The organism is Enterococcus sp. DIV0187 (assembly GCF_051713785.1).
Taxonomy (GTDB): domain Bacteria; phylum Bacillota; class Bacilli; order Lactobacillales; family Enterococcaceae; genus Enterococcus_A; species Enterococcus_A avium.
The window spans coordinates 1,491,390-1,517,101 of record NZ_JBIOQO010000001.1 but is presented as its reverse complement, the minus strand read 5'-3'; the positions used below and the strand labels follow the sequence as shown (position 1 = coordinate 1,517,101).

Below are 25,712 nucleotides of genomic sequence, written 5' to 3'. Positions count from 1 at the left end.
CACCAGGCCCCTTTCAGGTGGCTTGGTGGATTTTTTACTAAAAAGGAGTGTACACAATGAAAAAGTCTTATTTAGCTTTACTCACTGTCTCATTTTTGCTGCTTAGCGGCTGCAACTCAGATCAGTCCGCTAATGATGAGCCGCAGGAGTCCACTAAAATATCCGCAACAAAAAAATCAGAAGAACATTCAAATCGTTCAGAAGAGGATACGGAGGAATTGCTAATTGAAGAAAGTAGCGACTCCTCTGACATAACCGTGGAATCGAAGAAGGAGAGCCGTTCTAACCCTTCAATTTCGTGGGAGGACATGGAGAAGGACCTTGAAGAGAAAACAGAGACAGCGTCACTCGATAGGCTTTATGAAAACAGTGATCCAATGATCTACGCTGAAAATGATGTCGAGGTACAGGTCAACGGCTATCGTTACTATAAAATCCAGAATTTCACACGTAATCTGCGCATTCCCTTTGGTGATCAAAATGCAGAAGGCGGCGTCATTGTATTAGCAGTCACGATTAAAAATGACACAGGAAAGGCCGCATATTATGGCAATGGATTTTCCTTTTCCATCACAGGCTCACGGTCAAGTCTGATGCGAACGAAAAATATGCTTACAGAAGATTTAGAAAGCGAGCTGCTGCAAAACGATAGTGAAATCGCCGCAGGAGAAGAGCTAACTGGCTTTGTTCCCTTTGCGGTGGAGCCCGCTGAAATGGAGAAACTGGATGATAATAATGAAGCGATTCTAGAGGTTCCTGGAATCTTCACCAAGAAGGGCAGCTTCAAATCTGATGATGCGCTGTTCTTAGGGACAAAGGAAACGGTACCTTTTGATGCGAAGGGGGAAGCCAAGTCAGAAGCCGTCTCTCACCTTTATGAAGATAAAGCAACCGTAGAGAATATGGGCACGAAACGATTGCTGGTCGACAAAAAAATCGATGAAACGAAGGAATTTGAAGGGGTAAAGGTGACGCTTGACGGCTATCAATTCGCCGAGTTCGAGCCGAATGAAGAGCAAGCTTCACGTTTCCGTCGCTATGAGACTGGCATCGTTCTACTTACCGCAAAAGTCACGATTCAAAACAATGGCAAAGAAATACTGCAATTTAATGATACTTCCGGCAGCTTGAAGGTCGGCAACAAGGGCAGCATCATCAGTCAAAGCGCCCTAGAAGTTCGCGCCTATCCAAGTGAACTGGCAATTGGGGAAACACAAACCAAGTATCTTGTGGTGCCGATTGATAAGGAATCCTATGACAAATTATACAAAGACCAAGAGTTTGTCCTGAATATCAATATCCACGATGAAAGCCATTCACGGATGAATTCAGCAGGTGATATCGAATTTCGATTCAAGAATTAGAAGGGAGAAGTAAATGAAAAGGAAAAGAATATGGGGAATCGCAGCGCTAATAGTATTGTTATTCAGTACCCTTTTCCCAATGCTCAGTGTGGGTGTGCAGGGAACGGACACGGTCAGCGTTGAGACCACAGCCAGCAGCGAACAGGTATTGGAACCAGAAGTTCAACCGCCGGAGCAAACAACAGAACCTTCACAGCCGGCTGCAACAGTGCCACCTGTAGAACAATCCGAGGAACCTCAAGCAAACGCACCGCCGCAAGTCACCGAAGAAGGACAAGAAGCAGCGGCGAATTCTGCGACTGCAACTGTAAACCAAACGGGGAAAGTCGTTGTTCGGCTTCTGGATGAGGAAAATAATCAACTGCGTCTAGGAAACGGCGCCTTTCAATTAACGGAAGTAAGTGGCAAGTATGTTTCTATCGGCTGGACAGATTTGAATCGTGATCTGGTATACGATAATGTGCCATTTGGAACGTATATTCTTGAACAAACAGACTCGCCGATTGGCTACCAGCATTCTGGCTTTAAGGTCACTTTTGAAATCAAGGAGGAAGCTGCTTTAATTGAGTATACGGTTACGAATATGAAGGAGTCGACTGCTGTACCTGTTGGTGAAATTCATGTGATCAGTGTTGATGACGCCGATCCTGCTAAGCGTCTGGCGGGCGCTTGTTATCAGCTTGAGAATACGGCGACTGGAGAAATCTTTCTGGACAAAACGGCGCCGACAGACAGCAACGGCAAATTGGTAATCAAAAATGTGCCAGCGGGACATTATCGTCTCACAAAAAATGGCTCGCCAGAAGGCTATACAGGTCCAACAGTGTCATTTTCTTTTCCGCTTACGTTAAAGCAAATTGAAGAAAATGATTTTCCCACTTATACGTTCAAATACACCAAACGAACAGACGTTGGCTATGCAGCGATCGAATACTTAGCCGCTGGAGAGACAACGCCTCTGGCAGGTGGAGAGTTTACTTTGTACGATGCTGCTGGAAATGTGCTAGAGAAAAAAAAGACAGAACAGGGGGAACTGCTTTATTTTAGAGAATTACGACCAGGCCAACGCTATCGCATTAAGCAAACCAAGGCACCAGCAGGTTATGAAGAATCAACGGAAGAGCAGCCGCTCTTTGATGAAAGCTTTGATGTAACCTATCAAGCATTAGCGTTTCGTTTCAGAGTCTATAATAAAAAGCTGTCTAGTAAGTCCGACGGCAAGGTACGCGTTCAACTATATGCCGAGGGTGACGAAAAGAGCACAATTGGAGGCGCTGAGTTTAGCTTGTACGATGAAAAAGGAAAGCTAGTTGCACGCAAAGTCACTGTTGCCGGTGAAGACCTTCTTTTTGAAGATCTCGATTTTGGAGCCTATACTTTGCGAGAAACCAAGATTCCTGAAGGTTATGAAAAGCAAGATATTCAAAAAGCCTTTCGTATTGATACGACTGCCAAAGAGATAGTTGTCAAGCTTACCAATAAAAAGCTGTCTGAACAAAAGAACACGACAATTACTGGTAAAGCACGAGATAAGAGTACCGACGCGAATGAAGGCTATGCGCAAAAAAACAGCACCATTATGGAAGAGGTCAGCTATCATAATGCGGAAGTCGGTAGAGAGTACACGATCAAGACCGTTCTGATGGACCCTTTGACTAGTCAGCCACTGCTGATTAATGGCGTAGAAATTCATATGGATAAAACATTTACAGCCAAAAAACCTAATGGATCAATTGATGTAGCCATCAGCTTTGACAGCAGTAGTCTTGCGGGGAAAAAAGCAGTAGTCTTCGTTAGTTTGACTCAAGCAGCAGAAGAAGCAGCAAAGCATGCCATGATCAATGATCCAAACCAAACAATCACCTATCCTGCTATTACAACCAAGGCTGCGGGACAAGTAGCAGGAGAAAAGATTCAAATCAAAGACACAATCACCTATGACCAGCTAGTCGCTGGTCAGAAGTACACAGTCAAGGGTCAGTTGATGGATCAGACGACTGGACTACCTTATCAGATTGATGGAAAGTCAGTTGTCAGTGAAGCCATTTTTACAGCTGAGACTAGCGGTATAGCTGAGGTAATATTTGAATTTCCGACTCGGACGTTGACGAAAAGAATCACCCTTGTTGTTTTTGAACAGCTCTTTAATAGTAACGGAAGCCTTGTGGCCAGTCATCAGGAGCTATCCGATACCAATCAAACTGTAACCTTCGATCCAACAAAATCATCAGATCAGTTGAACACTGGTTCGATTCCGTCAGCAACACCATCAATAACACCAGAAAAAACGACGGTCAATCACGCGGTAGAATGGCGATATTCACGGCAACGAAAACAGAACAAAGCCGCGGATTCAACCAAAATCTTACCCAAAACAGGCAGCAAGCAGAATGTCTTGGGAAGTATGATCGGCTTTTTAGTGGTCTTGGGCGGGCTGATGATAGTGCTTCGTAGAATGAAAGAAACTAATATTTAAAAACGATTGAGGTGTGACCGAACATTTGTCACACCTTCTTTTTTGTGGTCTCGATATTCTTGCAATCTTCTCTACTCGTTTGCGTATTTTAGAGTAAACGAATATAGATGGCACACAAATTTCCATGCTATAATGTAGGCGAGAAAAGCCTTTCAATGTGGAAACGTGTCCTATCTGAAAGGCTGTGAGAACGATGCAAAAATACTTACCAACAAACGATCTACTGTTCAAGAAATGTTTTACCTCTGAAGATTCCCTGCATATACTAAAGGCATTTGTCAAAGATTTACTCGGTATTGAATTCAAGCAACTGAAGCCAAAAGAAACGTATCACATCGATAGCTATAAAAAGTCCTTTGATGAGCTGGATATCACCCGCACCGAAGTGGATATCTTAGCGATCGGTGAGGACGGCAGTCACACCACGATTGAGTGTCAGATTCAGCCGCATATGTACTTTCGCGAACGAACCATTTTTTATCTGGCGGAAGCATTTTGCAGTCCCTTCGGAAACTTAGAAACCGCTAATTTTATTAAAGGAAACAATTTTTCCGCATTACGTCCCGCATATGGAATCAATATTATCGATTTTCACTTGTTTGACAAAAAACAGCCCGCTCTGCAACGCTTCCGTTTACTAAATGAAGAAAGTTCGGTTCCCTTTCTCGGAACCACTGGCAAAGAGCTGCTGATCGCCTGTTTCCTTAGCTTAAAAAACGAAACAGTCGAACAACAAAGCGCTGCTTATCATTGGCAATACTTTTTCAAAAGTGGTACAGTCCACGCTGACGCCCCAGATTACATCAAAGAAGCGAAACAAAAAATAGACTATTACAAACTTGGAAGGGAGGAAAAAGAGATGATTATGAAAATCGATAAATCCAAAGCAATAAACGATGCAGTCATCTCCTCTGTTCGACTAGAGAGTGAGAGGATAGGGATTGAAAAAGGGATTGAAAAAGGGATTAAAAAAGGCATTGAAAAGGGAGACAAGCAAGGGCGTGAACGTGAGAAATATTTGATTGCGCGTAACCTCATCGAAATGAAGATGCCGCTTGAACAGGTTGTGGAAGCTACTGGCTTGGAGCTTGATACGGTTAAGCAGCTGCAAACTCAACATGGTGATTGATACTTTGTCTACTATTCCTGAAAGGAAAAGATGTCTATGGGAATTGATAAAAAAACTAAAGTCATTAACGACGCTGTCGCCGCCATCTCTCAACTGTATGGAGGAACAGCCGGACTTGGACAAGCAAAAGAAGAGGCACTTAGAGAAAAATACGAACAAGCATACAAGGAGGCATATGCAGAAGGGGTAGAAATCGGAAGTAGGAAAGTGAAAATTAAGGCTGCGACATACCTATTAACGAAAGATTATTCCATCGAAGATATTTCTGAGATGACCGAACTAGATGTTGATACTGTTAAAGAGTTAGCAGTTAAGAAGTAATTTAAAAAGTGATCATAAAAAATACGAAAATGGAGCTTTTTTGAACTATTTCTAATTATCAGAGGTGATTTTTCAGGAAGTGCGTTTGCAGTATTAGAGAGTGGTTGGTTTCCGGGCTAATGCAGATTAGATTGTGAAATCAACGGAAACAAAAGGTGATGGCCGTCATTTAGGGGGCTTATTAGTTACTTCTCATTGGATCATCAGAAGGCATGAAAATTACTAGAATAATTTTCATTATATTTCGATTTGTTTTCGAAGAAGTCATTTCTGGAATACCGAATATTTGTAAAAGTGGGAGCTGACCAAAAGTCTTTTAGACTTTCGATCAGCTCCTTTTTACGATTAAACGGCGGTCAACTAGAGGATCTTATGAGAGTTTAAATTCGTGCGTAAAGTTCTTTAAGATGACTTAACGCCTTAGGTAAATGCTCTTCAGTCGTAGCTTCTAGGCTGGCAAACATCAAGGGCTTGTCATATTTTAAAAATTTCAGAATGGGGGAGTAGTCCATCCAGCCGGTACCAACGGGAACGATTTTTATCTGACCATGTGCCACCACAAAATCCTTTAAGTGCATGGAACAAATATCGTCTCGCAAATCAGTCAAGGCCTGATGAATGACTTTCTCTTGCTGCTGATGATTTTCGACAGACATCAGATTTGCACAGTCCATAATGATGCGCAGATTTGGCGACTGAATCTCTTGAACCAATTGTTTGGCTAAATTAACGGTATATAGAGGATGATTGATGCCCGCCTCAATTCCGACGATTACTCCCAATTTTTCAGCATAGGCTACCATTTCAGCAACAGATTGTCTGGCGGTTTGATAAGCCTCATGGGTATAGTTCTTCGTTGTATAGCCATTTCCTACACTACCTGTTTCGGTTCCAACTACCGCTGCTTGAAAGCTTGGGGCAACAGCAATGTGTTGCTTAAAATGATCGATTGCTTGTCTTCGCACCGTTGAATCTGGACTGGCTAGGTTAACATAGCAGCCTAAGACCGAAACTTTGATACCTAGACGAGCGAAATAATCACCGAAGAAGTGTCCTGTACCGCTAGAGATACTGTCTAGACTGGGCAATGCAGCGGGAAAGGATTTTTTTACCGCTAATTGGATATGAGAAAAGCCGTGAGCCACAAGTTTTTCGCCTAGCTCTTCACGAGAAGCCGCCGAGATATCATGGGCACGAATCCCTAAATTTAAAGGTAGCATGTTTTCCTCCTTATTTTCTTATACATACGATCCAATAGTCTAAAAAAACTCGGACAGACCGTTGGGCGGGCAAACTAGAAATTGAAATAGCTTTCGGCATTTGTGTAACTGATCGCTTCAACTAAATCGCCTAACAAGGCTTCATCCTCTGGAGCCTCGCCGCGTGCGACGATCTCTCCGATAAATTCACAGAGCACGCGGCGGAAGTATTCGTGTCGGGTATACGATAAGAAACTGCGAGAATCCGTCAGCATACCAACAAAATGATGCAGGACACTTCCGTTGGCGAATTGAGACAATTGTTGACGCATGCCATCGCGGGTGTCGTTATACCACCAGCCGGACCCCAGCTGCATTTTTCCTTTGATATCCTTTTGGAAACAGCCGATTAATGCTGTTAAGGCAGGATAGTCGTTTGGATTTAAAGAATAAAGAATGGTTTTTGGCAATTGATTCGTCGCTTCTGCTCGATTTAATAGCCTCTGCAGCGGAATCGTAATCGATAGATCGTTGATGCCATCATAGCCTGTATCTGGTCCCAGCTGATCAAACATCACTTGATTGCAATTGCGATATGCATGGATATGGAGCTGCATTGTCCAATCATATTGATGGTAAAAATGAATCAAACGAATCAGGGTTTCTGTACGATAGGCATCAATTTCTTCTAGGGATAAGGACAGTCCCTGGCAAGCTTTTTGAAAAATAGAGTCTAGGGTCGCAGCATCTGCTTCTTTGTAACGAAGAACATCTAACGCATGATCAGACAAACGTCCCCCCAGCGAATGAAAGTAATCGATTCGACTACCAAGAGCAGCGATCAGCTCCTCATAGGTAGAAATATCTGAACCAGTGCTTTCGGCCAAAGACTTTATCCATGCTGAAAAACCCTTTTGATCAATGTTTAAGGCTTTATCGGGACGAAAAGACGGCAGAACTTTAAAGTCTGGTTCCTCTTGTGCCAGCAATTGGTGATAGCTTAAGTCATCTGCCGGATCATCGGTTGTACAGATGACTTTTACCTTGGCGCTTTTAATAATTTCCCGCCGCTTAAAGCTTGTGCCGGTGATTTTTTTGTTTGCTTGTTCCCAGATTGTCTTTGCATTTTCTTCGTTTACTAGCAAATCAATCCCAAAGAACCGCTTCAATTCAAGATGTGTCCAAGTATATAAAGGATTGCCGATCGTTTTTGGCACAGTCTGACACCAGGCTAGAAATTTTTCGTAATCGGAAGCATCTCCGGTGATATGTGATTCTGGAATACCACAGGCACGCATCAGGCGCCATTTGTAGTGATCGCCTTTTAGCCAAGCCTCTGTGATCGAAGTAAATGGCTTATTTTCATAAATTTCCTGCGGATCTAAATGACAGTGATAGTCAATAATCGGCATTTGAGCGGCATGATCGTGATATAGCTTTTTCGCCCAATCTGTCGAGAGTAAAAAATCATCATTTAAAAACATGTATTTTCCTTCTTTCTAAAAGAATTCCTCGTATTCAAGACTTAGAGCGTGACACCAGTTTTAAAAATGGCGACTTCTCGAACGTCGTTTTCTTCATTTCTCGTTGGTTCGCCGCTGGCTACAGCAATCACTTTTTGGATGAACTGCTCTAAGACAGTCTCCATCGACTGCTCTAATAAAGTGCCAGCGTTAAAATCCATCCAGTGTCCCTTGCGTTCAAAAATCGTGCTGTTGGTCGCCACCTTGACTGTCGGAACATAGGCGCCAAATGGCGTTCCGCGGCCAGTAGTAAATAAAACCAAATGACAATCTGACGAAGCGAGGGCAGAGGTGGCAACCAAATCATTTCCGGGCGCCTGCAGAAGATTCAAACCTTGCTTTTTGAGCTTTTCCCCATAGCCTAGGACATCTACAACAGGCGCGGTTCCGGCTTTTTGGGTGCACCCCAAGGATTTATCCTCTAAGGTAGTAATACCGCCGTCTTTATTTCCAGGAGAAGGATTCTCGTAAACAGGCTCGCCGAAGTCTAAGAAATACTGCTTAAAATCATTGATCAGCTGAACAATCCTCTCGAAAACCGCTTCGTTTTCAGCACGAGCCATCAGCATGTGCTCTGCCCCAAACATTTCTGGCACTTCGGTCAGAATGGTGCTCCCGCCTTGTGCGATCAGGAAATCCGAGAAGGCGCCTAACAGCGGATTCGCGGTAATGCCTGAAAAACCATCCGAACCACCGCATTTCAAGCCTACATTCAATTCAGCCAGAGGCACCTTTGTCCGGTGATCCTTTTTTGCCGCAGCATAGAGCTCTTCTAATAAAAAAAACCCAGACTCGACCTCATCATAAACATCCTGGGCAATCAAAAACTTCACACGTTCAGGATCGTAGTCGCCGAGCTTTTCTTTGAAAGCATCGACGGTATTGTTTTCACAGCCAAGCCCAAAGACAAGCACACCGCCAGCATTTGGGTGTTTTACCGCATCAATCAGGACCTCACGAGTATTGGCGTGATCGGTCCCCAATTGCGAACAGCCATAGGGATGCTTCAAAATCGTAATATTATCAAACGGACCCAAATCGGGATGCTTTGCGGTAAATCGCTTCAGCATCAGCTCAGCCATACCGTTTACACAGCCAACAGTAGGTACAATAAACAGGTCGTTGCGAATACCGACCTTGCCGTTACTGCGGCGGTAGCCTTTAAATGTCAGCGCCTTTTTCGGGTAATGAACCTGATGGATATCGGGTGTGTAGGTATAGTCCAGTTCGCCGGATAAATTCGTTTTTACATTGTGAGTATGCAGCCATTCGCCTGCTGCAACAGGTGAGAGCATGTGGCCGATTGGGTAGCCATATTTTATGACATCCTGATTTTCTTCCATTGGCTGTAGAGCGATCTTGTGGCCTTGAGGAATGTCTTGTTCTGCAGTTAGCTTGATTTCGTCGATCTCAATGATTTCACCTGCGGTTATTGGGCGAAGCGCGACTACGACGGTGTCTCGCGGATTCAGCTTCAATACCGCTGCTTTTGTTTCAATCATGGGTGCAATTCTCCTTTATTTAGATTTTGGATCAATGCTCTTGAGCCGTGCTCTTCGATAAATGCACAATTCTTTTCTACTTGCGAGACTATTCCCGGAACTTCTGTAAGATCTTGTCCCCATAGTGTGCTTTGACTCAAAATTGAAGAGACAGCTGTTTCCGGTTGTTTCCAAGCTGATTGCATGATGGAGAGAACTTCTGGATCGTCCTGCGGTGTGATCCGATCTCCCCGATAGTACAGAATCAGAGCAGCCAGAGCAGCGGTCATGTATGGTGGCAGCGTTTGCATTTTTTCAACATACTGAAGGAACACTGGCAGTAAACGTGCTTTGAATTTGGAGACACTGTTTAAGGAAATTGCCGACAGCTGATGATTGGCAAAAGGATTCAAGAAGCGTTCCTTGATTTGCTCGGAGTAGTCTACCAGTTCTTCTTTTGGAAGCGAGAGGACTGGAATCAATTCATCCGTAAAGAGATTATCGACAAAGAGTCGAAAATCCTGATCCGTCATGACAGATTCCACAGTGTCCAATTCAGCGAGCATCGCCAAAGGAACCATCGCTGTATGAGGACCATTCAATAAGTGGACCTTCCGTTCGCGATAAGGAGTCATATCATTTGTGACCACAACATTCAGCCCAGCCTTTTCCAAAGGCAAGGTGTCTCTCAATTTTTCTGGCCCTTCAATGACCCAAAGCAGGAAGGGCTCCGCTTTGACCATCAGCTTATCAATGTATCCGAGTTTCTCATTCAGCTCTTGAGCGGTTTCTCGCGGGTAGCCTGGTACGATTCTGTCAACTAAACTGCAGCAAAAGACATTTTCCGTTTTCAGCCAATCAATAAAGGCGTCTCCTAATTGCCAATCCTTCGCATAGGTCAAAACGATCTCCTTCAAACGCTCCCCATTTCGATCGATCAGTTCACAGGGGATAATGGTGAAGCCAGCTTTATCCAATTGAAAGCGTCTATACAATAGGGCGGTTAATTTAGCTGGAAAGCTTTGCTGCGGCGCGTTTTCCAAGGTATCCTTTGGGTTATACTGGATACCTGCTTCGGTGGTATTGGAAATAATAAATTCAGCGTCGTCATTTTCTGCTAGAGCAAGGTAAGCATCCCAATTTTCATAAGGATTGATGACTGATTCGACGGAGGTAATAATCTCTGCCTCATTAATAACTTCTCCATTCATCAGACCTTCAAGAATAACGGTATAGAGATAATCCTGTTCCTTCAACATCTCGCCCAAACCTTGTGAAAGCGGCTGAACAATCGTAGCCTTGCCGTTAAACAGACCTTTTTGATTCATTTGCTGAAGCTGCCAGTCAATAAAGGCTCTCATGAAATTTCCTTCACCAAATTGAATGACCTTTGTCGGGAGTGCGGGGGCTTTTTCTACGATTGCTGCTGATAATTGCTTCATTTTTAACATCCTTTCTTTTTATGCACACGTGAACATTTTTATTATTAAGAGTAGGACATCCTTTTAGAGGAATGTCCTTACACTAAAAACCAAACAAACGATTGGAGCTTATTCAATTTACTCTCAAGAATCACTTTCTGGAGTCAAAGCAGCGACTGATTTTCTGATTTCCAAGCGGGTAGGGACTTTGACTTGCTGCTTCGTTATCGGAAGCTTGGCAATCATACTCAAAAGCAATTCAGTGCCTTGTTGACTGATTTTATAGATCGGCTTGTGAACTGTAGTCAACGGCGGATTTAAATAAGCAACAAATGGGCTGTCGTCAAAGCCGATAAAGGAAATATCCTTTGGAATCTGCAGTCCATTTTCTTCTGCTGCTCGAATGGCGCCAATGGCCATGTCATCATTTGCACAGAACACCAATGTCGGTAAGACTTTCAACGAGAGCATTTTCTTCATCTCCTGAAAGCCGCCCTCAATACTGTAATCCCCTTCGAAAAAATAGGATTCGTTGATAGGTAAATGATGCTTAGTCAAACTTCTCAGCAAGCCGGCTTTTCGTTCACTGGCTGAGCGAAAGCCTTCGATTCCGCCAATATAGGCAATTTTTCTGTGTCCTTGATCGATAGCATAATCGATCGCCGTCTCAACACCAGCCGCATCATCCGCACTGATATTGACGATACTTTTGTCTTCCAGTTGTCGATTAAGTACGATAAAAGGGAGCTGCTGCTGCTTGAGATAATCTATGAAATCTTGGTCGCTGTCACTTTGACTCATAACAATAATTCCGTCATACCGTTGAAAATTAATGTGCTCTATATGTTGAATCTCATCAATGCCCTGTACGGAAAGACCATAGCTTTCGTCTAGCTTAGAATGGATGCCCTTGATGACATCAACAAGAAAACTGGAGCTGGTACCTTCTGCAATACTAGAGAAAAACAAACCAATCATATAATTTTTTTGATTGACTAAACTTTTTGCGTTAAAGTTCGGTACGTAATTCATTTGACTAGCGAGTTCTTGGATTTTTTTTCTGGTCGCTTCTTTAATGAGCGGACTGTCGTTCAAGGCTCTGGAAACTGTTGTATGGGATACTCCGGCCATTTTGGCAATGTCTTTGATTGTAACCATCGTTCACCTCGAAATAATTTTGTTAACGTTAACATTATAGAATCCAGCTGATCGTTTGTCAATCAGTAAAATAATTAAAAAGCTTATATAGCAATGATGCACACGTTAAACATTTTGTTGGAATTTAGAATGATCTGTGATATGTTAGGAAGGAAAAAGATTTTGAAAATATTAGTGAAAGCGATTTCTAAAGAAGCTATAATTAAGAGGAGGAATTGATTTTGACAACTGTATCGATTCTTGAGTTTGGTGCCGACTGCAGCCAGCGATCGAATACCCAACAAATTCAGACAGCCATTGACACCGCTAGTCGACTTGGCGGAGGAACAGTGGTTGTGCCAGCTGGTCGTTATCAAACCGGTCCGCTGTTTTTGAAAAGTAATATCGAGCTGCATCTGTGTTCAGGAGCGGTTTTGAGCTTTTCAAATGATCCCGCCGATTATCCCGTTGTTACGTCACGCTGGGAAGGCGTCCAGCAGTCTGTCTATGCCTCTTGTATCTATGCAGAAGCTGCAGAAAATATTTCAGTAACTGGGATGGGTATGCTAGATGGACAGGGAGAAAAATGGTGGCAGCTGTTCAAAGAAAAATCCCCTGAGCTTGCTTATCCAAGACCTAAATTAATTAGTTTTCATCACTGCTGCAAAGTAAAAATCCAAAACATCAGTCTGAAAGCAGCCCCCAGCTGGACCATTCATCCGATTAAATGTGAAAATGTCATGATTTCCGGCGTAACGATTAAAAATCCGCCTGATTCGCCCAACACAGATGGGATTGATCCGGAATCCTGCACAGGCGTGCGCATCAGTGATTGCCACATCGATGTGGGAGATGATTGTATTGCGATAAAAGCGGGAACGGAAGAGATGAATGATCAGGGTTCTTGTGAAAACATTACTATTACTAATTGTACTATGGTTCATGGGCATGGCGGGGTGGTGCTTGGCAGTGAAATGAGCGGCAGTATTCGAAATGTCGTTATATCCAATTGTGTTTTCCAGAAAACCGACCGCGGCATCCGGCTGAAAAGTCGCAGAGGCAGAGGCGGAACGATCGAAGATATTCGCATTAGTAATCTGGTGATGGATCACGTGAACTGTCCATTTATCTTGAATCTTTATTACTTTTGGGGACCTAAAGGAAACGAGCAGCGTGTCTGGGATAAGCGGCCATATCCGCTAGATGAGAGCACGCCTGTTTTCAGAAGGATTCATTTTCAGAATATTACGGCGCGCAATGTCCATGCCTCAGCTGGCTTTTTGTTCGGGTTAGCCGAGCAATTTTTAGAGGACATCACGTTTCATTCGATTGATATTTCAATGGCTGAAACTGCGGTTCCTGCGATTCCCGCAATGATGTCAGAGATGGAGCCGGTAGCCAAACAAGGTTTTTATGTTGCGTTTAGCCGAAGAATATATTTTGAACATGTAACAATTACCGGCTATGAGGGTCCTGCCTTTATTTTGGAGGGAACCGAGGCTGTAGAAATAAGCGCCTGTCGAGGCGATCATAAGCCGATAACGGAAAAGCAAATCAGGAAAACAACGGATTTTTTTAGTATCGGCGAGATTGATTAGGTGAGAAGGATTGAATGTGAAAAAAGCGAGGGAGAGCATATGGGAAAGAAAAAAGAACCCCAATCATTGAATCGAATCATTAATACCTTTTATATCTTTTTTCTAGCTTTAATCATTGTGTTCTCGATCCTTTTTTCTAGTCTGACGACTTCAAGAGAAGTGGCTAACACTACGTATGCCAACGTTGAAAACAGCCTGAAGGATAAGCACGGCTCCTTAGATCGTACCTTCAACCAGCTATTTGAGCAGCTCGTTTATTTAAATAATAATCCTAATTTACTAGAAGTCATCAATGATAAAAGCGGCTCCTTGAAGCTTGCGGTGAACATGAATGCCAGCGTCAAGGATCTTTACTACCGATTTCAGGATGTCCTTAGTTCCATCTACATCAACATTAATGATGGGGAATTTTTCTTTAACGGCGGAACCATCAACCAGCAGCTGGATGGGATTGATTATCACAATTTTTTTGAATTGAGTGATGAGGAGACACAGTATTTTTGGCTAGATGCGCCGCAAAATCCTTTTTCAACCAAAGAAGAACCCGTGATTTCTCTAGGGAAAACGATCGGCGACGGCGAGGCAGAAGCGAACGGTGTCATTGTCTTTAACTTGAAAAGTGAGATGATCAGTGAGCTTTTGGATGAGGGTTATGTCACGGAAAATGGTCGTTTGTTTCTAATTAGCAGCAACAATGTCCCGTATCCTAGTACGACTAAGATGCCACAGGAGGTGTTTAAAGCGGCGTCAGATCAGGAAAAAGTGACTGTTGATGGTACCGTGTATCATACCTTATCTAAGGAGTTCAGCTTGAATGGCTGGAAATTGAGAGCCATTTTTCCTGACAAAGATCTACGTAGCGGGCAGGGAGCATATCTGAATCTAGCCGGAACGCTGATTCTATTTCTATTTGTTGTTGGAACAGTCATGATGTTTGGAGTGGGACGATTCATCTCAAAGCCGATCCAACAGCTGGCGAAGAAAATCGAAGGAACAAGCATCACGGATAAGAATGGTGATCTGGCACTGTCCGATCCGCGTTTTCAGGAGCTGTCAGTACTGTATCAAAGCTTTAATGCGATGATCAAGCGAAATGAAAAGCTGCTGGATGAAAATGAATATAACTTGGAGGAACGTAATCGTTTAGAAATCGAGCTGCTCCAATCTCAGATCAACCCGCATTTTCTATACAATACGTTGTATTCGATCCAATCGTTGAGTGATATGAATATGAATGAGGACGCGGCCATGATGGCTCGCGCGTTAGCTGACTTTTATCGTCAGGGGATCAGCGACGAGAATGTCTTGATCACTTTGAAGGATGAGCTGGAGCATGTGCAGAATTATTTGACGATCATGGACTATCGTTATGGGGATCGTTTTGATTACAGGCTTCAGATTGCCGCTGATGATTGTCTGGAAGCGAAAATTCCTAAGATTTCCCTGCAGCCAATCGTTGAAAATTCAATTTATCATGGGTTAAAGCAGCTTTCGACTTTTGGACATCTGGAGTTGTCTGTCCAGCCGGTAAAAGAAGAGGTGCTGATTACTATTAAGGACAATGGTGCAGGAATCTCTCCGGATCATATTCAGCAGATCAATCAAGAGCTGAATCAGCCAGCAGGAGTGGAACGAAAGCTAGTGGGAATTGGTCTGCGAAGTGTGAACCTAAGAATTAAACGCTATTTTGGATCAGCTTACGGAGTATGGGTTGAAGCTAGTGAGACGGGAACCATCGTTAAAATCGTGATACCAAAGGAGGGCAGCTCATGAGAACCTTATTGATTGTTGAAGACGAACAAATTATCAGAAAAGCCTTGTTGAATTTAGCTTGGGAAAGCATCGGAGTCGATCGGGTCATTGATGCGAGCAATGGAGAGGAGGGATTAAGGCAGGCAGCTCTTCATCAGCCGGAAGTGGTTGTTACCGATATTAATATGCCCTTAATGGATGGGATCGCCATGGCGAAAGAGCTGGTACAGCGAGCAAGCTGTCAAATCATTTTTTTAACAGGCTATAACGAGTTCGATTATGCGAAGGAAGCAATCAAGATCAAGGCCTTTGACTATATTCTTAAACCTGTTGACAAAGAAGTGCTGCTGCCCCAAGTAGAAAATGCTTTTCGCCTAGTAGAAGAAGATATTCTCAACAGACAATCGGCGCAGGAGTTTAAACGGCAGCATCTGGTTAATAAGCTGCTCTTTTCTTCGACGGAAGTGCCGCTTCAGGAGATTCGCGGAGCGTTCTCATTAGAAGGTGTGTATCAATGTATTTTATCCTCCAGCGGTTCAGAGGCAGAGCAGCTGAGAAGGCTGTTGCCTGATACAACAGTTGAACTAGACGATAACAGCTATTTGACTGTTCTGCGGGCGAAGGACCAGCCGCAATTTTCCGCAAAATTAGAAACACTTCAGCTCTTTTTACGCCAGCATGGGGGAACGATTGTGATCGGAGCGGTTGCCACAGATGCAGATTCGTTTCATCAAACGCTCCTGCAAACAAAAGAAAAATTTGAGATGATCAAGCTGAACAAGGCCGGAATCCATCAAGCCGATGACATCACAGATGATGCATTAGGGATTCCGCAAAATTTGGCAGAGGTGGAGGAGCATTTAACAAAATTAATCAAGGAGAAGAAATTTCATCAGCTGGAAAAGCAGATCGAGGAATTAAAAAAGAATCAAGGTCTGTGTTCTATTCCTATGAAACTCGTACACCCCTTACTAATCAAAGTCATTTTCCAGATCATTCATGAAGGAAAATTAGCCAATCAGGACTATTATAAAGCCTACAATCAGCTAAAGGAATGTCGCAATTTCACTGAGGGCTTTCAGGTGATCGAAAGCCTCGTTCATGAATGGCAGTCTCGAACACAACATCAATCAAAAATTGAAACACCGATTTCAAAAGCAATTGAGTATGTGAATCAGCATTATGCAGATGAGGATCTATCCCTACAGAAGGTAGCGGATTTTATCCATGTTTCTCATCCTTATTTAAGCAATCTTTTTAAGCTGGAAATCGGCAAGAAATATACCGAATATGTATTTGAAAGACGAATGGAGGCCGCCTATAGTTTGTTAGAAACAACGGAGAACAGTATTACTGAAATTGCGATTCTTACTGGCTTTAATAATTCCAATTATTTCTCCAGCTGCTTCAAAAAGTACAGCGGCCTTTCACCAAAACAATTTAGAGAAAAGGTAAAAGGTTGAACGAGTTTGTAGCAGATAGAGAATAAGGCGTTGAATAAAATTGATTAAGCAAACGCTAGAAGGCGTGGCAGATAAATGCCGCACCTTTTTTTTGAGCATTTTTCTTGACTTTTTTTAACTTCTTAAAAATTTATACAATCATCTTAAAATAATGAATGTTTGATGGAAGCGTTTTCTGATATTTTAAGTGTAGCAAAAGAGAAGGAGGAGAAAAATGGAAAATGAAATGATAGTGCCAAAAGTAAAGAAGAAAAAGAAATTTATAAAAGCGCCATATCTACTTTTATTACCAACATTGGTCATGATTACAGCTCTTTTGTTCTTTCCGATGGCAAGAATCTTTTACTACAGTTTTCAAAATTATGATATTTCAGCTCCGTTTTATGATTCGTTTGCCGGACTGGATAATTTTGTGAAGGTGTTTACAAAAGATGTGTATTTTATTCCTAGCTTAATTAATAGTTTAAAATGGGTGGTTTCTCAAGTATCCCTTCAGCTAGTTTTTGGCATGGGGATCGCATTGCTTTTAAACAAGAAATTCAAATTCAGAGGTCTGACACGGGGATTTGTGTTTGTACCATGGGCGATTTCAGGTGTGCTGACTTCAGTAATGTGGAGCCTGATGTATAACGAACACATGGGTGTCTTCAATGATATTTTGATGAAGCTTGGTATTATTGACAATCCGCAGGCGTTTCTGGCAAGCACCAACAGCGCATTTATTTCCGTGGTAGTCGCAGAGCTGTGGCGAGGGATTCCTTTCTTCGCGGTAACAATTTTGGCTTCGCTGCAAAGTATTCCAGACGAGCTTTACGAAGCCGCTGCGATGGATGGTTCGAATCGTTGGACATCATTTATCAATATCACGCTTCCGCAATTGAAACGGACGATCGTATTGACGACATTATTAAGAACAGTTTGGGAGTTTAATAATGTGGATTTGATGTACAACTTAACGAATGGCGGACCGGCGAACTCTACGATGACTTACGCGATGTACATCGCCAAGACGGCTGTGCATGGAAGCGACTTTGGTTATGGTTCGGCATTGACGGTTGTGGCCTTCCTGATTTTGACTGTTATTGCATTGATTTATTTGAAAATCTCTAAATTTGAGGAGGCGTAATCTTGTATACTAAACAGGGAAAATTAGATAAGACGTTAACATTCTATATCCCTCTGGCCATGATGCTGCTGTGGACACTGTTCCCGATTTACTGGACATTGAATACAGCATTGAAGCCAGAAGGAGATATTATTCAAACACCACTACAATATCTGCCATCGAGTCCGACATTCCAAAACTTTATCAACGCCTGGAATGATGTCGGCTTTGAAAAATATTTTACGAATAGCGTGGTGGTTGGTGTAGGAACGGTCATCTTGACTTTAGTTTTATCGGTGTTGGCAGGCTATGCCTTGGCTCGGTATGAGTTCAAAGGAAAACGAGTATTCATGCTGATTCTATTAATGACGCAGTTCATTCCTCGTTCGATGCTGATTATTCCATTGTTTGTTATGTTCAGCAATGTAGGGATGATTAGTAATCCCATTTCGTTGATGCTGGTTTACTCAGCTGTACAAATTCCTTTCTCAGCTATTTTGATGAGCGGATTTATTTCAGGTATTCCGCCTGAGCTGGAAGAAGCAGCCGCCATTGACGGCGCGACAAGAATGCAGGCCATTCGTCAGGTTATCGTGCCATTACTATTGCCTGGGGTTGTAGCAACAGGGATCAATATTTTCGTTTATGCCTGGAACGAGTTCTTATTAGCGTTAATGCTCACGAATGCACAAAGCAAGTTTACTTTACCAGTCGGCTTAAGCTTTATGATGGGTGAGTTTAATGTTAACTACGGCGCGTTAGCCGCAGGAAGTATCATCGCGTTGGTTCCATCAGTGATCCTCTTCATGTTTGCACAAAAGCATTTGGTGAATGGAATGGGCGGAGCAGTAAAAGGCTAACTTAGAAAACCAGTCCAACTTTATGAAATTCAAACTTTTTTTGAAGAAAAATGAATTAGAAATTAGGAGGAAAAAAGATGTCAAAGAAAGCGTTAAAACTTGTTAGTGCGTTGGCTTTAGCTGGATTGTTTATTACTGGTTGCGGTTCGGGGGATAGTGCCAGTACATCCTCAGACGCGTCAAAAAGCACGGACAAGGGCGAAGAAGTAAACTTGATTTTCTGGGATGAAAATTCTGGACCTGACCGGACGCCGATTTGGGAAAAATTGATTGATGATTTTGAAAAGGAAAACCCAAATATCAAAGTAGAATACGTTGGTTTACCAAAAGACGAAGCAAAATCTAAACTGGACGCGGCGATCGCTGCGAAGGATACACCAGACGTGGCTTCACTACAATCCAGCTGGCTGCCTGAATTTTCGATTCGCGGAGCGTTGCTGCCGCTAGATGATTATTTTAAAAAGTCAGAGCTGAAGGACTTAATTAATGAAGGCTCGATCAAGTTTAACCGAGAAATCGTCCAAGATAACAAATTGTATGGCGTTCCTTATACACAAAATCTGGATATCCTTTGGATCAGAGAAGATGTCTTTGCTGAGAACAATTTAAATGCGCCGGAATCATGGGATGATTTCTTTACAGATGTTGAAAAATTAACAAAAGATGATATGTACGGCTATACAATTCGCGGTGGTGCTGGAGGATCGCTGCAGCTGCAACGTTTAATGTATGCTTACTCGGGTATCACTGAGTATGTAAATAAAAAAGGCAAATCAACAGTCAACGATCCCAAACATGTGGAATTTTTAGAAAAATATTTTGCTCTTTATCAAAAGAATACACCTAAAAGTGATATTACCAATGGCTATAAAGAAATGGTGGCCGTCTTTGACACTGGAAAAGCAGCTGTTTTGCATCATAACATCGGTTCCTATGGCGAGCACAGCAAATCGTTAGAAGCCAATCAATTTGAAGCGGTGCCTTTGCCAAAATCAGGAGAAGGCAATTACGTTGCTGAAGGCGGCAATACAATCGGTATCTCAGCCTTTGCCAATTCTGAGCATCCAGAGGAATCATGGAAGCTAGTTGAATTCTTGAACTCTGCGAAGAGCCAAAGCTACTGGAATGAAAAAATTGGACAGATCCCAACGAACTCGGATGTCTTAAATGAAGATTGGATCAAAGACGCGCAGCATATCAAGGTAGCCTTTGAAGTGTATGATGATCCGGATACTAAGCTGTATGAACCACCATTCTACTTGCCAGATTACCGTTCGATCTTAGATAACAAAGTAGACCCTGGGATTCAAGCCGTTATGAGTGGAGAAAAAACAGTCAAAGCATTCTTAGATGAATGGGCTAAAGCGATTGAAGATTCAAAAGTGAAATACGACGAAGCAATGGAATAAACAATGACAAATGAACGCCGCCAAATAGATCGGGTATTGTAGCTGGTCTGTGTGGCGGCGGTTCTTTTAAGAAAGGATGCTAACTATGTTAAGCAAAACAGAATTATTGGAATTAGCTGGAAAAGCCTGTGATACGCTCATGAGAACCTATACACCAGAAGAATTGCCGCCTGGCGGCCATTTTCATTATCATCAGGGGGTCTTTCTTGATGGCATGTACCGTTTATATCAGCTGACAAAGGAAGAAAAATACTTAACCTATATAAAAGGCTATTACGACAGTTTGATTGATGAAGAGGGGAATCTTTATTTTGATCGCGATCAATTGGATTCGCTTCAGGTAGGCTTGTTGTTATTTCCATTGTATGAAGAAACGAAGGAGGAGCGCTACTTGGTTGTAGCAAAGAAACTTCTTCACATCGTGTACGGCATTAACAAAACTTCTGAGGGAGGATTCTGGCATAAGGATAAATACCCTTATCAAATGTGGCTGGATGGCTTATATATGGCAGGGCCATTTTTACTGCAATGTGCCCGCTATTTTCAGCTACCCGATTTGGTTACTCAGGTTGTCTATCAGGAAAGTTTGATGCGCAAAAATATGTACAATCCAGCAACTGGTTTGCTTTATCATGCTTGGGATGAAAAAAAGTTTCAGCCGTGGGCCGATCCAGCAACTGGCTGTTCACCTGAGATCTGGGGACGATCAGCTGGCTGGTACGGCACAGCTTTAGTCGATATTTTGGAATTATTACCAGAAAAGCACGCTGAACGTCAACAATTAGAAGACAAGTTGACCGCCTATGTCGCTACGTTGTTGAATTATCAGGACCCTAAAAGTCATTGCTGGTATCAAATCGTGGATAAGCCAGAGAAAAGCGATAACTGGCTGGAATCCTCCTGTAGTGCACTGTTCATCTATACCATCGCTAAAAGCATTGAGTTGCAGCTAGTAGATTCGACGAAGCGCGCAGCTGTGGAACAAGCATTAGAAGGGCTAGTCAAAGAAATGGTCCACGTGGAGGAAGATCATTTATCGCTGTCTGGCATCTGTATTGGAACATCAGCAGGAGAATACCGTTACTATGTCGAACGACCAACATCAGAAAATGATTTGCACGGAGTGGGGGCGTTTATCTGGGCGGTGTTGGCCGTTTATGGATTGAGTAAATAAGAATTAGGACTTCAAAGGTTAGAACGTTGAGCTGGCCTTTGGAGTTTTTTTGCCGTGATATATCGTAAATGCCTAATAAATCGGTACCTATAAAATATTTCCACCTTCATCTATACTTGAGCTATCAAGTGAAACGGAGGTGTTTTTTTGAAAAACATAAATGATATCGTTCCTATTCAACTTCACGATCAATCGAGAACGGCTCGTGATCAGAGAAAAAACAGTACCGCAAAAATTGCCCTGCGTATCCGTCAGAAGGATGGTTCTGAAGTTTTGATCTATAATGGCGTAAACAGCTATATCCTCTCGGCGATCCTTAAGGAGTTGGGATAAGATGTTTCTCGATTTTACCAAAGTAGAAAAAATCTTTCTCGTAACTGGTAAGACAGATCTTCGCAAAGGAATTGACGGACTTGCTAGGATTATCCAACAAGACTATGAGCTGGATGTTTACGAAGATGCCATCTTTCTTTTTTGCGGCAATCGCTGTGATCGATTTAAATTGCTCTACTGGCATAACGATGGCTTTTTTCTGGGATACAAACGAATTGAAAACGGTCGACTGCAATGGCCGAGAAAAAAGGAAGAAGTTCGCCAACTGTCTGTGCAACAGATTCACTGGCTACTTGAGGGATTAAGTATTCACCAACCCAAAGCAATCAAGGCTGGGACAAAAGGATTCTTTTAAACAGAGTGAAATCGTTGATTTTATGCGGTTTTCTCTGTTTTTTGATGCGTCTAAATGGTATAATAATAACAGTAGTAACAATGAAAATGGTGGTGAATTTCTTGTCCTTACAAACAAATTCTTCTTCTAACAATAACGTCGAAGTAGATGTGAATATCCTACTTCAACTCCTTGAATCTCAGACAGAAACAATCAAAGAACTCCAGCATGCGAATCAAGCATTGAACCAAGAGGTTCATCTTCTCAATGAGAAATTGAGCTATTTTACGGATCGTTTTTTTGGTCGTTCCAAAGAAACACTGGATTCACAAGTGACTGGTCAGTTAAACCTATTTTCTGATGAGGTTGAAGATAGTAAGGCCGTTCCCCAAACAGAAGAAGGACAAGAAACAATGGTAAAAGGACACAAAAGAAAAATCGGTCAAAAAGCGGCGAAGATCGCCTATCTTCCCTTAAAAGAAAGACACCATGAATTGTCAACTGAGCAACGAATCTGTGACCAATGCGGCACTCAAATGACCGACATTGGCACAACCAAGATTCGCGAAGAGGTGCTTTTCCATCAAGCCATGTTAGATCGGCTCGTTCATTACCAACATACGTATTGTTGCAAAGAATGCGAAAAGGCAGATGTTTCTTCCTATAAAAAAGCTCCTGTTCCAAGACCTGTCGTTTCCAATAGTTTAGGGTCAAACAGCGTGATTGCCGAAACCATCCGATTGAAGTTTGGTCAAAAAGTACCTGCCAATCGGCAGGAAAGTTATTGGCAAGAAACATTGGGTCTGGATATTTCCCGAGATAACATCACCAACTGGCATATCAAAGTTTGTCATAACGCCTTAGACAGTTTAGCCCAACGATTAAAAAGTCATTTAACCCAAGAGGAAATCCTTCACGCCGATGAAACCACGTATCGGGTCATTGAGAAGGGCAAGAAAGACACGCATTACTGGCTATTCAGCACAGGAAAGCATAGTACACATCCAATCGTATATTACCATCACGCAGTATCGCGAGCTGGCGAAGTGCCAAAGCAATTTCTAGCAGATTTCAACGGGTATCTGCATTGTGATGGTTACGCAGGCTATAACGCGGTGGAAAATGTCACACTCGTTTATTGTTTGGCTCATGCACGTCGGAAGTTTTTTGAAGCTCTTCCAAAGAACAATAAAAACGAGGAAACGCCTGCTTGGATCGCTGTCAAAATGATCGATATCTGGTTCCAATTGGAACGAGAGTGGGTCGACTTATCCGTTGAAGATCGGCAGAAAAAACGCCGGGATTATTTAACCCCTCTATTCATCAATTTCTATGAATGGCTGGGCTCCTTTACAGCAGTTCCAAAATCCAAACTAGATACAGCGGTCAAGTATGCGCTAAAGTTGCGTGGAGGATTTGAGCGGATTTTTGAGGATGGACGCTTGGAACTTAGTAATAACTTAGCAGAGCGCCAGATAAAAGAGCTGGTAATCGGTCGCAAGAATTCTATGCATTCGTGCAGTTTGGAAGGTGCTCGAACTTCGGGAATCATTCTAAGCGTGTATCGAACAGCTGAAGTAAATGGGCTGAATCCAGTGAGCTATTTGGAATTTCTATTTGATCGCATTCCTAATCTAGCGCATGTTTCTAATGAAGCGTTGGATGAGCTTTTGCCTTGGCAGCCTCTCGCACAAGCAACGTGCGCCAAACAGTACGCAAAAACAACCAAATAACTTAAGTCCATTATAGGGCTTAGGTTATTTGGTGTGTAGGTACTTGGTGATTGGGCATTTACGATATATCGATTTGAGCAGTAATTAGTAACGCAAAAAAGAGTGAGCCAAACACCCGTAGATGTTTGGCTCACTCTTAGTCGTTTCAGCTAGGGTGCTGAAGGATTTAAGGTTGTTTGCCGATATAGGCTAAGATACCACCATCAACGTATAGGACATGTCCGTTAACAAAGTCAGAAGCTTCAGAAGCTAGAAAGACTGCTGGGCCTGCTAGATCGGTGGTAGTACCCCAGCGGCTCGCAGGAGTTCTTCCTAAAATGAAGTTATTGAATGGATGGCCTTCCTCACGTAATGGAGCTGTTTGAGGTGTTTCGATATAACCAGGGCCGATGCCGTTACATTGAATGTTGTATTGCCCATATTCAGAGGCAATATTTTTGGTCAACATTTTTAATCCGCCTTTTGCGGCAGCGTAAGCACTAACAGTTTCACGTCCAAGCTCGCTCATCATGGAACAGATATTGATGATTTTTCCAGCTTTTTTTTCAATCATGTCTGGCAGGACTGCTTTAGACACAATGAATGGGGCATTTAGGTCAACATCAATGACTTGGCGGAAGTCTTCAGCCGCCATCTCAACCATTGGAATCCGTTTGATGATTCCGGCATTATTTACCAAAATATCAACCGAACCAACGTCTTCTTTGATCTTAGCAACCATCGCTTGGACCTGTTCTTCATCGGTTACATCGCACACATAACCTGTAGCCTTGATGCCAGCTTTTTTATAGTTCTCATTTCCTTGATCCACTGATTCCTGATTGATACTATTAAAAACAATGGTCGCTCCTGCAGCTGCCAATGAACTAGCAATCTCAAAACCGATGCCATACACGCCGCCTGTAACCAAAGCTACCTTGCCGTCCAATCGAAAATTATCCATACTAAATGTCATGATAAAACTCCTTCTTAATTTATTTTTTTGTATTTTTTATTTCAGTTGATCCATCGGTACCATATCCATGTCAGTGTAAGTAATGTTTTCCCCGCACATCGCCCAGATAAAGGAATAATTACTTGTTCCTACTCCTGAATGAATCGACCAGCTTGGTGAAATAGCCGCTTGTTCATTCTTCATCACTAAATGCTTGGTTTCATCTGGCTTGCCCATCATATGGAAAATGCGCGTATCCTGTTCCATATCAAAGTAAACATAAGCTTCCATGCGACGTTCGTGAGTATGACACGGCATCGTATTCCAAGAACTGCCGGGCTCTAAAATGGTGTAGCCCATTTGCAGCTGACAGCTTTCGCAAACATTCGGGTGAATGTATTGATAAATTTTGCGTTCATTTAAGGTCAAGGGTTCGCCAGTTTCCATCGGTTTGATCTGATCGATACTGATTTTCACGTTGGGATATTTATGATGTGCTGGCACCGAACTAACGTAAAACTTCGCTGGATTGTCCGCGTCTTGTGAAGAGAAGATGACTTGACGTGTTTCTTTACCAATGTAATAGCCGTCTTGTTTTTTCATTTCTTCTTTTTTTCCGTCAATTTCAATAAATCCAGGCCCGCCAATATTGATAACACCTAACTCGCGGCGTTCTAGAAAATAATCTACACCTAGCTCTTTAGACAGAATGATCTCCAAGGGTTCTTGTGTAGGGGTAACGCCGCCGAAAATCATCCGATCGTTGTGGGTATAAGTTAGGGTGATTGCTCCAGGCTCAAAAACCTTTTCCACTAAAAACTCATCTCTTAATTGTTCTGTCGAATAATGACGAATATCCTCGGGGCTATGGGTGTAGCGTGTTTCCATGTTTTGCATTGCTGAATTCCTCCTTGTGTTGTAAATCAATTGTTTTTATCTAATAGTAATTTTTCGTAGCGTTTAATT

At 42.6% G+C, this 25,712-nt stretch carries 21 protein-coding genes; 14 read left to right on the top strand and 7 right to left on the bottom strand.

Translation table 11 applies throughout. The annotated features are described in order from the left end of the window. Nucleotides 1-56: 56 nt before the first annotated feature. From IGI52_RS07460 to IGI52_RS07445, 4 genes are all read left to right on the top strand, one after another. Nucleotides 57-1,364, top strand: a complete 1,308-nt coding sequence (locus tag IGI52_RS07460; protein WP_438780877.1) for a DUF5068 domain-containing protein — start codon at nt 57-59, stop codon at nt 1,362-1,364. 13 nt (nt 1,365-1,377) lie between these two features. Then, entirely contained in the window at nt 1,378-3,840 is a 2,463-nt protein-coding gene (locus IGI52_RS07455; protein ID WP_438780876.1) for a VaFE repeat-containing surface-anchored protein, read from the top strand. 193 nt (nt 3,841-4,033) lie between these two features. After that, nucleotides 4,034-4,969: an Rpn family recombination-promoting nuclease/putative transposase gene (locus tag IGI52_RS07450; protein ID WP_438780875.1), complete on the top strand. Its 936-nt coding sequence runs from the start codon at nt 4,034-4,036 to the stop codon at nt 4,967-4,969. Nucleotides 4,970-5,005: 36 nt separating this feature from the next. Next, a complete protein-coding gene (locus tag IGI52_RS07445) occupies nt 5,006-5,290 on the top strand; it encodes a hypothetical protein (RefSeq protein WP_431414454.1) in 285 nt (94 codons plus the stop codon). Nucleotides 5,291-5,670: 380 nt separating this feature from the next. On the opposite strand, the gene IGI52_RS07440 is transcribed toward IGI52_RS07445, so the two are convergent. From IGI52_RS07440 to IGI52_RS07420, 5 genes are all read right to left on the bottom strand, one after another. Beyond that, nucleotides 5,671-6,510, bottom strand: coding sequence for a sugar phosphate isomerase/epimerase family protein (locus tag IGI52_RS07440; RefSeq protein ID WP_438780874.1), 840 nt, complete (start codon nt 6,508-6,510; stop codon nt 5,671-5,673). Between the two features lie 74 nt (nt 6,511-6,584). Continuing rightward, nucleotides 6,585-7,973: a glucuronate isomerase gene (uxaC, locus tag IGI52_RS07435; RefSeq protein ID WP_438780873.1), complete on the bottom strand. Its 1,389-nt coding sequence runs from the start codon at nt 7,971-7,973 to the stop codon at nt 6,585-6,587. Nucleotides 7,974-8,014: 41 nt separating this feature from the next. Next, nucleotides 8,015-9,514, bottom strand: coding sequence for a UxaA family hydrolase (locus IGI52_RS07430; protein WP_438780872.1), 1,500 nt, complete (start codon nt 9,512-9,514; stop codon nt 8,015-8,017). Further along, the gene (locus IGI52_RS07425) at nt 9,511-10,935 is read right to left on the bottom strand and encodes a tagaturonate reductase (protein ID WP_438780871.1); all 1,425 of its coding nucleotides are present in this window, start codon (nt 10,933-10,935) and stop codon (nt 9,511-9,513) included. Before IGI52_RS07425 ends, IGI52_RS07430 begins: the two co-directional genes overlap by 4 nt. Nucleotides 10,936-11,058: 123 nt before the next feature. Then, a complete protein-coding gene (locus IGI52_RS07420; RefSeq protein ID WP_438780870.1) occupies nt 11,059-12,072 on the bottom strand; it encodes a LacI family DNA-binding transcriptional regulator in 1,014 nt (337 codons plus the stop codon). Between the two features lie 221 nt (nt 12,073-12,293). On the opposite strand from IGI52_RS07420, the gene IGI52_RS07415 reads away from it, so the two are divergent. From IGI52_RS07415 to tnpC, 10 genes are all read left to right on the top strand, one after another. After that, complete coding sequence (locus tag IGI52_RS07415; protein ID WP_438780869.1) at nt 12,294-13,649, top strand: glycoside hydrolase family 28 protein; 1,356 nt, start codon at nt 12,294-12,296, stop codon at nt 13,647-13,649. 39 nt (nt 13,650-13,688) lie between these two features. Further along, the gene (locus IGI52_RS07410) at nt 13,689-15,422 is read left to right on the top strand and encodes a cache domain-containing sensor histidine kinase (protein ID WP_438780868.1); all 1,734 of its coding nucleotides are present in this window, start codon (nt 13,689-13,691) and stop codon (nt 15,420-15,422) included. Further along, nucleotides 15,419-16,864, top strand: a complete 1,446-nt coding sequence (locus IGI52_RS07405) for a response regulator (protein ID WP_438780867.1) — start codon at nt 15,419-15,421, stop codon at nt 16,862-16,864. The genes IGI52_RS07410 and IGI52_RS07405 overlap by 4 nt, the downstream gene beginning before the upstream one ends. Nucleotides 16,865-17,078: 214 nt before the next feature. Further along, a complete protein-coding gene (locus IGI52_RS07400; RefSeq protein WP_102871460.1) occupies nt 17,079-17,990 on the top strand; it encodes a carbohydrate ABC transporter permease in 912 nt (303 codons plus the stop codon). A gap of 2 nt (nt 17,991-17,992) precedes the next feature. Further along, nucleotides 17,993-18,829: a carbohydrate ABC transporter permease gene (locus IGI52_RS07395; protein ID WP_102871459.1), complete on the top strand. Its 837-nt coding sequence runs from the start codon at nt 17,993-17,995 to the stop codon at nt 18,827-18,829. Nucleotides 18,830-18,906: 77 nt separating this feature from the next. Then, on the top strand, nt 18,907-20,238 hold the full coding sequence (locus IGI52_RS07390) for an ABC transporter substrate-binding protein (RefSeq protein WP_438780866.1): 1,332 nt from the start codon (nt 18,907-18,909) through the stop codon (nt 20,236-20,238). Nucleotides 20,239-20,323: 85 nt separating this feature from the next. Beyond that, nucleotides 20,324-21,412, top strand: a complete 1,089-nt coding sequence (locus IGI52_RS07385) for a glycoside hydrolase family 88/105 protein (RefSeq protein WP_438780865.1) — start codon at nt 20,324-20,326, stop codon at nt 21,410-21,412. Between the two features lie 147 nt (nt 21,413-21,559). Then, nucleotides 21,560-21,745 carry a hypothetical protein gene (locus IGI52_RS07380; protein ID WP_070557862.1) on the top strand — a complete coding sequence of 62 codons (186 nt, stop codon included), beginning with the start codon at nt 21,560-21,562 and terminating at the stop codon, nt 21,743-21,745. 1 nt (nt 21,746) lies between these two features. After that, nucleotides 21,747-22,100, top strand: coding sequence for an IS66 family insertion sequence element accessory protein TnpB (gene tnpB / locus IGI52_RS07375; protein WP_070557861.1), 354 nt, complete (start codon nt 21,747-21,749; stop codon nt 22,098-22,100). A gap of 149 nt (nt 22,101-22,249) precedes the next feature. Continuing rightward, nucleotides 22,250-23,812: an IS66 family transposase gene (tnpC, locus tag IGI52_RS07370; RefSeq protein ID WP_070557863.1), complete on the top strand. Its 1,563-nt coding sequence runs from the start codon at nt 22,250-22,252 to the stop codon at nt 23,810-23,812. A gap of 166 nt (nt 23,813-23,978) precedes the next feature. Here the strand turns inward: tnpC and IGI52_RS07365 are convergent, their stop codons facing one another. Together IGI52_RS07365 and kduI are read right to left on the bottom strand one after the other, a co-directional pair. Then, a complete protein-coding gene (locus IGI52_RS07365) occupies nt 23,979-24,767 on the bottom strand; it encodes a gluconate 5-dehydrogenase (RefSeq protein ID WP_016181910.1) in 789 nt (262 codons plus the stop codon). Between the two features lie 36 nt (nt 24,768-24,803). After that, nucleotides 24,804-25,643, bottom strand: a complete 840-nt coding sequence (kduI, locus tag IGI52_RS07360; protein WP_311894262.1) for a 5-dehydro-4-deoxy-D-glucuronate isomerase — start codon at nt 25,641-25,643, stop codon at nt 24,804-24,806. Between the last annotated feature and the right edge of the window lie 69 nt (nt 25,644-25,712).

Coding starts and splice junctions, on each gene's coding strand:
- IGI52_RS07460 (WP_438780877.1), top strand. CDS start 57: ATGAAAAAGTCTTATTTAGCTTTACTCACTGTCTCATTTTTGCTGCTT.
- IGI52_RS07455 (WP_438780876.1), top strand. CDS start 1,378: ATGAAAAGGAAAAGAATATGGGGAATCGCAGCGCTAATAGTATTGTTA.
- IGI52_RS07450 (WP_438780875.1), top strand. CDS start 4,034: ATGCAAAAATACTTACCAACAAACGATCTACTGTTCAAGAAATGTTTT.
- IGI52_RS07445 (WP_431414454.1), top strand. CDS start 5,006: ATGGGAATTGATAAAAAAACTAAAGTCATTAACGACGCTGTCGCCGCC.
- IGI52_RS07440 (WP_438780874.1), bottom strand. CDS start 6,510: ATGCTACCTTTAAATTTAGGGATTCGTGCCCATGATATCTCGGCGGCT.
- uxaC (WP_438780873.1), bottom strand. CDS start 7,973: ATGTTTTTAAATGATGATTTTTTACTCTCGACAGATTGGGCGAAAAAG.
- IGI52_RS07430 (WP_438780872.1), bottom strand. CDS start 9,514: ATGATTGAAACAAAAGCAGCGGTATTGAAGCTGAATCCGCGAGACACC.
- IGI52_RS07425 (WP_438780871.1), bottom strand. CDS start 10,935: ATGAAGCAATTATCAGCAGCAATCGTAGAAAAAGCCCCCGCACTCCCG.
- IGI52_RS07420 (WP_438780870.1), bottom strand. CDS start 12,072: ATGGTTACAATCAAAGACATTGCCAAAATGGCCGGAGTATCCCATACA.
- IGI52_RS07410 (WP_438780868.1), top strand. CDS start 13,689: ATGGGAAAGAAAAAAGAACCCCAATCATTGAATCGAATCATTAATACC.
- IGI52_RS07405 (WP_438780867.1), top strand. CDS start 15,419: ATGAGAACCTTATTGATTGTTGAAGACGAACAAATTATCAGAAAAGCC.
- IGI52_RS07400 (WP_102871460.1), top strand. CDS start 17,079: ATGGAAAATGAAATGATAGTGCCAAAAGTAAAGAAGAAAAAGAAATTT.
- IGI52_RS07390 (WP_438780866.1), top strand. CDS start 18,907: ATGTCAAAGAAAGCGTTAAAACTTGTTAGTGCGTTGGCTTTAGCTGGA.
- IGI52_RS07385 (WP_438780865.1), top strand. CDS start 20,324: ATGTTAAGCAAAACAGAATTATTGGAATTAGCTGGAAAAGCCTGTGAT.
- tnpB (WP_070557861.1), top strand. CDS start 21,747: ATGTTTCTCGATTTTACCAAAGTAGAAAAAATCTTTCTCGTAACTGGT.
- IGI52_RS07365 (WP_016181910.1), bottom strand. CDS start 24,767: ATGACATTTAGTATGGATAATTTTCGATTGGACGGCAAGGTAGCTTTG.
- kduI (WP_311894262.1), bottom strand. CDS start 25,643: ATGCAAAACATGGAAACACGCTACACCCATAGCCCCGAGGATATTCGT.